At 63.7% G+C, this 7,938-nt stretch carries 5 protein-coding genes; 2 read left to right on the forward strand and 3 right to left on the reverse strand.

What is annotated here, in order from left to right; all coding sequences use genetic code 11:
- Positions 1–158: 158 nt before the first annotated feature.
- Positions 159–644, forward strand: coding sequence for an SRPBCC family protein (locus VEK15_09775; GenBank protein HXV60969.1), 486 nt, complete (start codon positions 159–161; stop codon positions 642–644).
- 57 nt (positions 645–701) lie between these two features.
- Here the strand turns inward: VEK15_09775 and VEK15_09780 are convergent, their stop codons facing one another.
- The 3 genes from VEK15_09780 to VEK15_09790 all read right to left on the reverse strand — a co-directional run bounded on the left by VEK15_09780 (position 702) and on the right by VEK15_09790 (position 6,798).
- The gene (locus VEK15_09780) at positions 702–1,469 is read right to left on the reverse strand and encodes an alpha/beta hydrolase (GenBank protein ID HXV60970.1); all 768 of its coding nucleotides are present in this window, start codon (positions 1,467–1,469) and stop codon (positions 702–704) included.
- 83 nt (positions 1,470–1,552) lie between these two features.
- Positions 1,553–5,668 carry a DEAD/DEAH box helicase gene (locus VEK15_09785; protein HXV60971.1) on the reverse strand — a complete coding sequence of 1,372 codons (4,116 nt, stop codon included), beginning with the start codon at positions 5,666–5,668 and terminating at the stop codon, positions 1,553–1,555.
- Positions 5,665–6,798: a glycosyltransferase family 87 protein gene (locus VEK15_09790; GenBank protein HXV60972.1), complete on the reverse strand. Its 1,134-nt coding sequence runs from the start codon at positions 6,796–6,798 to the stop codon at positions 5,665–5,667. Before VEK15_09790 ends, VEK15_09785 begins: the two co-directional genes overlap by 4 nt.
- On the opposite strand from VEK15_09790, the gene VEK15_09795 reads away from it, so the two are divergent.
- The coding region (locus VEK15_09795; GenBank protein ID HXV60973.1) for a hypothetical protein at positions 6,788–7,938 on the forward strand (1,151 nt) is incomplete at its 3' end. The two genes, VEK15_09790 and VEK15_09795, sit on opposite strands and share 11 nt — an antisense overlap.

The raw sequence follows: 7,938 nt of genomic DNA on the forward strand, positions 1-7,938 counted from the left end.
TGCCGACTGGAGGCCAGGCCGCTCGCGGAGGCCACCGAGTGGCTGGCAGAGTACCGCAAGTTCTGGGAGGCCAGCTTTGAGCGCCTAGATGCCCTTCTGGACGAGATGAAGGCCAAGAAAGCGAGACATCGCAGTAAACGAGCCAAAGGAGACCCCTGATGGTGAAAACGAAGACTCTGCAGGTCGCCACGCCCACCGACCGAGAAGTCGTCATGACCCGCGTCTTCCACGCGCCGCGCGAGCTCGTGTTCGAGGCCTGGACGCAATGCGAGCACGTGAAGCGCTGGATGATCGGTCCGGAAGGCTGGACGATGCCCATCTGCGAGATCGATCTCCGCCCGGGCGGGGCAAACCGGTTCGTCTGGCGCCGTGCCAACGGAAGCGAGATGGAGATCCGAGGTGTGTATCAAGACATCCGGCCGCCCGAGCGGCTCGTCTTTACCGAGTCGTGGGGACGGGACTGGCCCGAAACGACGAACACGCTCGCCCTCACCGAGAAGAACGGGCAGACGACGACGACACTCACGGTGCTCTACCCATCCAAGGAAGCGCGCGACGCCGCGCTCGAGACCGGGGGCACGGAAGGCATGGAACAGGGGTATCGGCGTCTCGACGCCTACCTGGCGTCTATGCGCAAGGCCTGAGTCATTTTTCCAGCCACCCCGGGCGGCGGCGCAACCCCGATCGCTCACCGGGCTTGGTCACGGTTCTGCACCGAGTCGTTCCGCAAGCCATTCCGCGATCTCCTCGATGATGAACGGGTGCTCGTCGAAGATTCGAGTCGCGTGGCCGGCTCCTTCGATGACCCGGACCTCTGCTGATTTCGATTGGCTCGCGAGAGCCTCGAAGATGGCATCGATGAACTCGCGGCTGACTTCGCTTTCCTCGCTCGTACGGATAAAGAGCCACGGCACGCCACTCGCGTCCACCGCCGCGATGGATTCATCGGAAAACGACCCCGGTGAAAGAATGACATAGGCCGCGATTCGCTCTCCCCCCTGTCGCAGCGCCTCAGCGATCGCCTCCCCGCTGTAGCTGGCACCTACGGCAGCGCGTCGGTCCGAGTCGATACCGGGTCGAGCGGAGATCCATCGAAGCGCCACGTGGATGTCCTCGTACGTTTTCTCGAGAATCCGGAGATTTTCCTCGTATGGCTCTTCGAACCGTCCCAAGTTGTCGCTTTCACCATTGCCGCGCAGGTCGAGGCGCAGCGAAGCGACTCCGCGCTTCGCCAGCTCTTCTGCGAGCTCCTGATACTCGGCTCGCGAGCCCGCGGCCCGGTGAAGCAGAAGCGCAGCCGGCGCGAGCTCGGTGTCCGATTCAGCCGGTCGCCACTCGCCGACGAGCCGCCATCCGTTACTCTCCAATTCGACCCGCTCATCCTCGGGCAGTCCGCGCGCGAGTGCGGCAGGCAACAAGAAAGACGCCACGAGACCGAGGGTTCGAGTAGCGCGAGAGTTGCTCCTCACCGTCTTCGCCTCCAGCTACTGATGCTCAACCCGCTTCGCCACTTGGTACACCGAGTTTCGGTATCTCGTCAGGCGAAGCTCGCTTACAGAGCCGACAGCACCGAATCGGGTTCTTCGGCGGGGACGCCATCCACGAGCCGCAGCGTTTGACTCGAGAGGGTCGCGAGGCGCTCTCCCGGGAGAACGAATCCCGTGAGATTGACGGGATCGGCGGCCGAGACTTCGAGGGTCTCTCCCGAGCGCCCTTCCCGGCGGAGAGCGCGCAAGAGCTCGATGGCCTCCGGGAGCGCGAACTGCTCTCCGAGGTAGCCGGAGACGAATCGCCCTCCTCGGATCTCCCCCCGCGCCTCGAGCCTCCGATAGGCGTAAAGAAGATCGCGCCAGGCGGGAGCGAGTGACTCTCGTGCCAGTAGGTCGCGAAACACGACTCCCCAGCGAGTCAGGAGCTGCTTGGCAAAGCGCTCGGTTGCGTCGTCGACGGTGCTTCGATCCCTGGCGAGAAGCGACCACCGTCCCCGCGATGCGCGGTGACGTTCGCGATTCAGCAGGGAACGAAGGGCGTCGAAACCGTCACCGGTAGCATCACCGTGCGCGACGAGCTCCCGGAGGGCGGTCTCGACTTCTTGAACCGACCTCTCGCTGTACCTCGCGATCTCCGAGAGGAACGATGCCCCCCTGCCCTGGAGGATCGACCTCACATGCTGGGCATCTCGAGAGAGGGACTCCTCTGTCCCCTCATTGGTTTCGCGTAGTCCCAAGAGCCAATCGAGGTCCTCGCGAAAGAAGAGTGAGATCGGGACGACCCGGCTTACTCGAGTCGACGTAGCCTTCGAGAGTCTTCCCCAGGCCACCTCTCCGGAAAAGCAGAGCTGATCGAGATACTCCGGCCGATAGTCGGACAAACGCATCGGAAGGACGAAGCTCTCCCACGCCGCCGCGGGGACCTCGTAGCCCTGAAGCTGATCGACGAGTCGAGCGAGCCCCTCGACCCCGTGGAGCCTGGAGCTTTCCGAAAGATGTTGCCAGCGGAGGAGGAAGCGCATGAAGTCGGCCGTCGAGACCGGCTCGATCTCGCGGCGGAGGCGGCCCAGCGTGAGGCGGTGGATGCGAGCGAGAATTCGTCTCTGACACCACTCCACTTCGCCACCGGAATCGCCGGTGAAACTCCCGCGGAGTACCTGGCCTTCGGCCTCGAGCGTCAGCAGCGCCGTTTGCACGAGGCCGTCGCGAAGCCCGAGCTTCTCGACAAAGAAGCTCGCTTTTCGCGGTCCGGTCGAATCGAGCCACCCGCGCACGATGGAGACCGCCGCGGCTTCTTCGCTTTCGACGCTCGTTCCCGGAATCCACGCCAGCTCCGAGGCGAGCTCTCCTTGCGGAATGGCCTTCTCAACGAGCGCCCGTCGCTCTGCGGCGAGCCAGAAGACCGCGTCACCGATCCGGAAACGTGCGGCTCGGCGCTCGCTCGAGAGATCTTCGAGCCACGAGCCCCATTCCGCCGTCTCCGGCACCAGCACGAGGGTGAGCAGGGCATCGTGGAGCTCGTCGGCGCTTCTGACGAGTGGCCAGGCCTCTTCTTCCACGAGAGCGATCGCGGCGGGATCGAGCCGACCGAGCTCGCTCGCGTCTCCCGCGTCCAGGGTGCGCCGGAGCTGCACCGCACGGGCGCGGCGCTCCTCGAGGGGCGCGTCGTCGAGAAAGGCGTAGGGATTCGCATTCACGATCTCGTGGGAGAAGGGCGAAGGTACGACGCTCTCTTTCACCACACAGCGGATCGCTCCGGTCTCGATGCTCTCGAGGATTGCCTTCAATCCGTCCAGATCCATCGCTTCGTGGAGGCAGTCCGAGATGGTCTCGTTCACCAGGGGATGATCGGGAATCCGGATCGGTCCGGGTAGATTCTCGGCGCAGGCGGCCTGATCGGGGAAGACCGCGGCGAGGAGATCGTCGGCACGCATTCGCTGAATGGGCGGCGGTACTTTTTTCCCTCCACGAAAGCGCGGGACGGCGAGCGAACGACCGAGGCTCCAGCGCCAGCGCGCGGTGAACATCGGCGCCGCGAGAAGCGCCTGGGTGAGGACCGGCTCCACCGTCCCGGTCTTGACGAAGGCGGGTACGATCTCGAGGGGAAATGCATGCTGCTCGCTCAGCGAAACGATGATCCCGTTATCGGTGGCGGCCGCCTGGAGCTCGAGGTTGAACGAGCGACAGAAGCGTTTGCGGAGCGCGAGCCCCCAGGCGCGATTGATGCGGGAGCCGAAAGGAGCGTGCACCACGAGCTGCATCCCACCCGATTCGTCGAAGAAGCGCTCGATGACGACGGTGGTGAAGGACGGAACGGCACCGAGGGCGCGCTCGCCCGCCTCCACGTACTCGACAAGCTCCTCGGCTCCCAGGCGGCACAGCCCCGCGCTCTCGGTCAGACGACGGAGCCGGTCCTCGCGTGTCTCACCGGAGGAGACGGCTACGGCCTCCCGGAGCTCGGAGACTTCTCGAGAGAGCTCGATGGTTCGGCCGGGTGCCTCGCCCCGCCAGAACGGAATGGACGGTGGGGCCCCGTGAGCATCCTCGACGCGGACGCGGCCCGATTCCACGCGGCGGATGCGCCAGGAATGGGTGCCCAGAAGGAATACATCGCCGGCGAGGCTCTCGACGGCGAAGTCCTCGTCGAGCGTCCCCACGATCTTTTCCTCGGGCTCGGCCACGACGAAATAGGCGGCGTTGTCGGGAATCGCTCCTCCGGAAGTGATTGCGGTGAGGCGGGCATTTCTTCGGCCTCTCAGACGTCCATTCACTCGGTCGCGATGGACATAGGCGGCGGTTCGGCCCCGTGAGGAGGCGATGCCTTCCGAGAGCATCTCGACGACCGCCTCGAAATCGCCCCGGGCCAGGTTCCGGTACGGGTACGCGCAACGAACGGCGCGATAGAGCTCTTCCTCGCCCCAATCGTCGGCCGCAACCGCCGCGACGATCTGCTGCGCAAGCACGTCGAGGGGGGCTTCGGGAATCTCGAGCGCATCGAGCTCGCCACTGCGGATTCCTCTAACGAGCGCCGCGCACTCCACGAGCTCGTCGCGGGTCGTGGCGAAGAGAATCCCTTTCGGCGTCGCGGAGAGGAAATGACCCGAGCGACCTACCCGCTGAAGGAAGACCGAGAGCGACCGCGGAGTCCCGATCTGACAGACCAGGTCGATCGTTCCCACGTCGATCCCGAGCTCGAGGGACGCGGTCGCGACGACGGCTTTGATGACTCCTCGCTTGAGCTCGTCCTCGGCGCGCAGGCGAACGCCACGGGAGAGGCTTCCGTGATGAGCGAGGACCGCCTTCTCACCGAGCCGTTCCTCGAGATGGTGAGCCACGCGCTCCGAGAGTCGTCGGGTGTTCACGAAGACGAGCGTCGTCCGGTGTGACTGGATGAGCTCCGCGAGGCGGTCGTAAATCTCGGCCCACATCTCGTTCGAGGCCACCGACCCGAGCTCGTCTCTCGGAACCACGACCGAAAGCTCCATGTCGCGTCGGTGGCCGATCGGAACGATCTCGGCATCGGGGCTCAGGAACCGCGCGACTTCTTCGACCGGTTTCACCGTGGCCGAGAGACCGATGCGTTGCGGACGCTTTCCCGAGGCTTCCATCACCAGCCGATCGAGCCTTTCGAGCGAGAGGGCGAGATGGGCACCGCGCTTGTCGTCCGCGAGCGCGTGAATCTCGTCGACGATGACGGTCTCGACGCTACGCAGCAGCTCGCGGCTTCTCGCCGCGGTGAGCACGATGAAGAGCGACTCGGGAGTCGTCACCAGAACGTGTGGCGCCGTGCGAAGCATCTTCTGCCGCTCCGCAGTGGTCGTGTCTCCCGTCCGGACCGCGGTTCGGATGGGGGACAGCAGAATCCCCTTTTGCCCCGCCAGCGCGCGAATCCCGGTCAGAGGGACGTCGAGGTTCTTGTGGACATCATTGCTGAGCGCCCTGAGCGGCGAGACGTAGACGACGCGCACGGCGTCCGGCAGCACGCTTGTGGCCGCCTCCTTCACGAGACCGTCGATCGCGAGGAGAAACGCGGCGAGTGTTTTCCCCGAGCCAGTCGGAGCCGAGATCAGCACATCGCGGCCCGAAGCGATGACCGGCCAACCGCGGAGCTGCGGCTCGGTCGGGCGGCCAAAGCGACCGTCGAACCACTCGGCCACCAGGGGGTGGAAACTCGTCACCGTTCGCCCATTCTATCCGAGGACGGTCCGCCCGGACTCATCCTCGATGCTCGAAAAAGAATCAGCAACATGGTCGTCACGTAGAGATACCCAACGGTCTTCAGATGGATCGCCCTCGCCCAGGCCTCGATATGCGGCGGGGCGAAGTCCGAATACAGCCCCGGCACGAGCACGAGGGCAAGCACCCATGCCGCCCAGTAGATCCGCTCGCCCGATTTCTCGACGGCCGTCGCTCCGATGAGGAAGATTCCGGCAACCGCTAGCACCGAAGTGGGCGATTCGCTCAAGTAAGAGAACAACAAAACGTAGAGTCCATTGATGGGAAGAAGGAAACGGTGGAGCCGCTCGCGCTCTCCTCGCCGAAAGAGAACGAGGCAACCGATGCCAATAGCGATTCCCACCGCGACTCCAACCGGATAACGGATCGCGCCATCGATTCCGAAATGGCGCTCGAGAAAGCTACCGATGTCGAGCATGATGAAAGGTCGATCCTCATCCCGCCACATCAATTGCATCCATTGTCGATGGAGCTCGAGATTGCGCTCGATACCCAAGAGCGCCGCCGGCAGCAGGAACCACGCCAGCGTTCCACCGACCACCGAGACCCAGAAGTGCGCGTTCCAACTTGTCAACAGGCAGAGAACGAGAGTGAACGGGAAGAGCTTCAGGTTGGTGGCCAGTGAAAGTACGAGACCGGATCGGAAGCATTTGCCTTCCGCGTACTGGGCCGCGCCAAGCAGCATGAGGCCGAAGATTCCCAAGTTGACTTGGGCGTTCTGTATGGCGACGGCGAGATCGAGGGCGATAGAGCCAAGCGCCACCCATTTCAGCTTCGAGGAAAGGCCGAGCGAATAGCCGGCGGCCCGGCTCCACCTCGGGAAACCCCAGAAGAACAGGGCGCACTGCGTCAGCAAGAACAGAAAGAGCCCCTCTCGCGGCAATTGGGCAAAGGGAATCGTCAAGAGACCGGCGAGAGGGCTGTACTTGAAGCGGTCGAGCCCAAGCTCGGGTGCATACGGGTTGTCTCCGCTTACGATGTTCCATCCCGCCCCGGTAACGACCCGGTAGTTCGCCGGTCGTTTCACGAGGGTGGTGTGGAGGCATAGGGCAACGGTCGAGATGAGGACCACCGATGGGAACAACCACCTTCGCCAGATCGCCGAGGGCTCCATGCTATCCTCCCGCCGCCGCATCATGGACTTCCTCGCTGCGTCCGGCCTGCCGCGACAAATTCAACGACTCGTCGATTGGTTTCGCTTCGGTGATATCTCTCTCGGACGCTATCTCCTTTTTTCGCTCGCCGCCAGAATCCCCGCCAGTCTTTTTAGCCGCGGCTATGATTTCATGGACCACCAGTTCCAGTACGTCGACCCCGCCTACCATCTTGGTCTTGGCGGAAGCTGGTGGCGTCCCCACGAATACGAGCACGGGCTTCGGTCATGGATTTATCCGGGTCTTCTCGCGGGAATCTTTCGCGCCCTTGCCTGGTTAGGCATCGAAGCGCCGGTGCCCATGATGGTCGCGACGCGGTTCGTGCATGCCCTCATGGGGCTCCTCCCGCTTCTCGCACTCTGGATGCTGTTCGTCCGCTTTCGACGCCTCGATGGAGCTCGGCCGCTGTTGCTCTTCGTCGCCGCAAGTCCTCTGACTGTCTACGCCAGCGTTCAGCCCACCGGCCCGACGTTCGCTACCGGGCTCTCGCTCGCTGCCATCTTACTTTTTGAAGGACCCGGCCGTCTGTCGCCGTTTATTTCCGGACTGCTACTGGGCGGGGCGTTCTGCTGCCGGTTCCAAGACGCGTTTTTCTTTCCGGTTCTGCTTGCGGCGGGTCTTCTGTTGCGGCGCTACAAGGCCAGTGCTCTCATGGCGACGGGCGCCGCAATCGTCGTCACGATACAGGGACTCGTAGATCTCTGGACCTGGGGCTCGTTTCTTGCGAGCCCCTTCCGCTATGTGCGCTGGAACGTTTTCGAAGGCGCTGCACGCCGTTACGGCGAGGAGCCGCTTTGGTTCTATCTCCCCCTTCTGGCGCTGGTCCTCGTGCTCCTACCGCCTTTCGTAAGGAGCGGTTTGCGGGCACTAGCGGTGGGCATCCGCACGTTCCCGTTGCTCTTCGCGGCTTCAAGCTTCTATCTATTCCTGCATAGCCTGGTCGCGCGCAAGGCGTTCCGGTTCATCCTTCCCTCTTTGATTCTACTCGTCGTCGTTTGCGCCTTCGGGTTGTTTCAAACCTCGGGCACGGAGTCGAGGATTCGTATGGCCCATCGCCG

This window comes from Vicinamibacteria bacterium, assembly GCA_035620555.1.
In the GTDB taxonomy this organism is placed as follows: Bacteria; Acidobacteriota; Vicinamibacteria; order Marinacidobacterales; family SMYC01; genus DASPGQ01.

Excerpts from the sequence above, each read along its gene's own strand:
- VEK15_09775 (HXV60969.1), top strand. The coding sequence starts at position 159 with ATGGTGAAAACGAAGACTCTGCAGGTCGCCACGCCCACCGACCGAGAA.